At 59.8% G+C, this 1,682-nt stretch carries 2 protein-coding genes; both read left to right on the forward strand.

Annotated features, from left to right (window positions below):
• On the forward strand, positions 1–786 hold a 786-nt coding region (locus tag AC2FNC_RS20740), incomplete at its 5' end, for a Mu transposase domain-containing protein (RefSeq protein WP_496716569.1).
• Positions 783–1,538, forward strand: coding sequence for an IS21-like element helper ATPase IstB (gene istB / locus AC2FNC_RS20745; protein ID WP_170434935.1), 756 nt, complete (start codon positions 783–785; stop codon positions 1,536–1,538). The genes AC2FNC_RS20740 and istB, both read left to right, overlap by 4 nt.
• The last annotated feature ends 144 nt before the right edge of the window (positions 1,539–1,682 follow it).

Consider the following 1,682-nt stretch of genomic DNA (forward strand, 5'->3'; position numbering starts at 1 on the left):
GTCGAAGGGCTGGTTGGCTATTCCCGGCGCAACTTCATGGTGCCGGTCCCGAGTTTTCCGACTTGGGATGCCTTCAACAACTGGCTCGAAGAGCAGTGCCGTAAGCGCCAAAACGACAAGCTGCGCGGGCACAATGAGACGATTGGAGAGCGACTTCAACGCGATCTGGAGATCATGGCGCCGCTTCCCGCCCGGTCTTTCGAAGCCTGTGACCAGGCAACGGGTCGGGTCAGTTCGCTCGCGTTGGTACGTTACAAGACCAATGATTATTCCGTACCGGTTGCCTTTGGACACCGCGATGTCTGGATCCGCGCCTATGTCGACCGACTGGTGATCGGATGTGGCGGCGAGGTCATCGCGCGGCATGTTCGCAGCTACAACCGCGAGGACATGGTCTTCGATCCGGTTCATTACCTGCCGCTGATTGAGAAGAAGATAAACGCTTTCGAACAGGCAGCTCCGCTGGCCGGATGGGAGCTTCCCAAGGCGTTTGATACTCTTCAGAAGCTAATGGAGGCACGCATGCTGAAAGCCGGACGGCGCGAATACGTGCAGGTCCTACGGCTGCTCGAAAGCTTCGAGATGGAGGAGGTTCATGCTGCCGTGAAGACGGCTCTCCAGATGGGTGCGATCAGTTTTGATGCCGTGAAGCATCTGGTGCTGTGTCGGGTGGAGCGGCGGCCGCCGAGGCTCGATCTGGATGTCTACCCGTTCCTGCCGCGGGCCAAGGTGGCGACGACATCTCCGGCCAGCTACATGTGCCTGACAACAGGTGCCTCGACATGACGGAGACACCACAGATCCTGCTGAACCACCAACTCAAGAAGCTGAAGCTGCCGACCATCCTGCGGGAATACGACAAACAGGCTCGGCTGTGTGCCTCCGAGGGCCGCGACCATGTCCAGTTCCTGGCCCGTCTGATCGAGCTCGAGCTCATCGACCGGGAGCGGCGGATGATCGAACGCCGGATCAAGGCCGCGAAATTCCCGGCGACCAAGAGCCTTGATAGCTTCGATTTTGCCGCGATCCCTTCTTTGAACAAGATGCAGGTCCTGGAGTTGGCGCGTGGTGAATGGATCGACCGCGGAGAGAACGTCATCGCTCTCGGCCCCAGCGGCACCGGTAAGACCCACGTGGCGCTCGGCCTCGGTCTGGCCGCCTGCCAGAAAGGCCTGGCGGTTCGCTTTACTACTGCCGCGGCCATCGTGCACGAGTTGATGGAAGCCCGCGACGAGCGCCAGCTCCTGCGCCTTCAAAAGCAACTCGTGAAGCAGAAGCTCCTGATCATCGACGAGTTGGGCTTCGTGCCCCTCAGCAAAACCGGCGCCGAACTGTTGTTCGAACTGATCTCTCAGCGATACGAGCGCGGCTCGATCCTGATCACCTCGAACCTGCCCTTCGATGAATGGACCGAAACATTCGGATCGGAGCGCCTCACTGGTGCCTTGCTCGACCGGCTGACCCACCACGTCAGCATTCTGGAGATGAACGGAGAAAGCTATCGCCTGGCACAGAGCAGGGCCCGGCAGAACTCCTAAGGCACAGAAGAGATTGGTCCTGACGGACCAAGACGCCTTGGCAACCGCCAGCTATTTGGGAGCGCGTTTGCCAAGGCGCCGGTAACCCAAACAGTGGACGACTTTTGCTCCGCCCAATGGCAGACTTTCTCACCGCCGTTGACA

It is taken from the genome of Ruegeria sp. BHSA123 (assembly GCF_059613425.1).

Excerpts from the sequence above, each read along its gene's own strand:
- istB (WP_170434935.1), top strand. The coding sequence starts at position 783 with ATGACGGAGACACCACAGATCCTGCTGAACCACCAACTCAAGAAGCTG.